General features: G+C 67.2%; 1 protein-coding gene. It reads right to left on the bottom strand.

Annotated features, from left to right (window positions below; genetic code table 11):
- Positions 1-1,074, bottom strand: a 1,074-nt coding sequence (locus Q664_RS44275) for an FG-GAP-like repeat-containing protein (RefSeq protein WP_326938792.1), incomplete at both ends; no start/stop codon positions are given.

Consider the following 1,074-nt stretch of genomic DNA (forward strand, 5'->3'; position numbering starts at 1 on the left):
GCACGTCAGGTTGCCCGTGGCCGAGGCACCGTTGTTGTCCTCGCGGCACTCGGAGGTGCTGCCCTTGCCCGTGCCGTCATCATCCACCACGGCCCACACCTCGGTGGTGCCGAAGGTGGTGGAGGACACCACGACGGTCGCGATGGCCGAGCCGCCCACCGGCAGCGCGTCCGTCACCGTGGCCACGCCCAGCAGCGTGCCACCCGAGGCCGGGTTGCCCTTGTAGAAGGCCACCTTCACCCCCGCCCCTACCGCCGCCTCTCCCTGGTTGCGCACCCGCGCTCCCAGCACCAGCGAGCCATATCCGTCGCACGACGTCGTCACGTCGGAGGCGATGAGGTCCGGACCCGCGAACGGGCTGGGGCCCTCACCGAAGTAGTTGGCGACGTTGGAGCGGAAGTTGTTGAGCTTGGGGTTGAGCCAGTTCGTCGCCTGCACCGCCGGAATCGTTCCGTCGTTGTTCACGTTCGTGATGCTGTAGGCGTGCTGGTTCCAGATGCCCGCGTCCCGGCCCACCCTTCCTTCTTGTCGTGCCACACGCGCACGCCGTTGAAGCCCGGCGCCGTGGTTGTTCTCCACCGTGACAATCTCCGCCGCCCCATCCCCGTCCACGTCCGCCACGATCGGGAACTCGTGCGTCGTGCCCGAGCTGTGCGCCGTCTCCCAGCGCAGCGCTCCCGTCACTCCGTCGAAGATGCGCAGCTTCAGCTCGTCCGCGTAGATGACCTCCAACCGCCCGTCATCCTCGAAGTCGAACGTCGTCGACGTCGTCTTTCCCGAGCTGTACTCCTGGATGGGGAACGTCCACTTCACCGTCCCGTCCGCCCCGTACACCGTGTAGTTCCAGTCTCCCGCCAGGCCTATCTCCAGCTGCCCGTCCCCATCGAAGTCACCGATGTTGGGCGCTCCTCCATGGCCCGCCTTGTCGTGCAGCGGCAGCTCCGTGCCCGTTAGGTGCACCTGGCGCGTCCACAGCAGCTCGCAGTTGTCGTCCAGCAGGCTCACCTGGCCGTGTGTCGCCTCCAGGCTCTTGCCCACCACGACGATTTCCCCGGCCGCGTCCCCATCGAAGTT

It is taken from the genome of Archangium violaceum Cb vi76 (assembly GCF_000733295.1).
Taxonomy (GTDB): Bacteria; Myxococcota; Myxococcia; order Myxococcales; family Myxococcaceae; genus Archangium; species Archangium violaceum.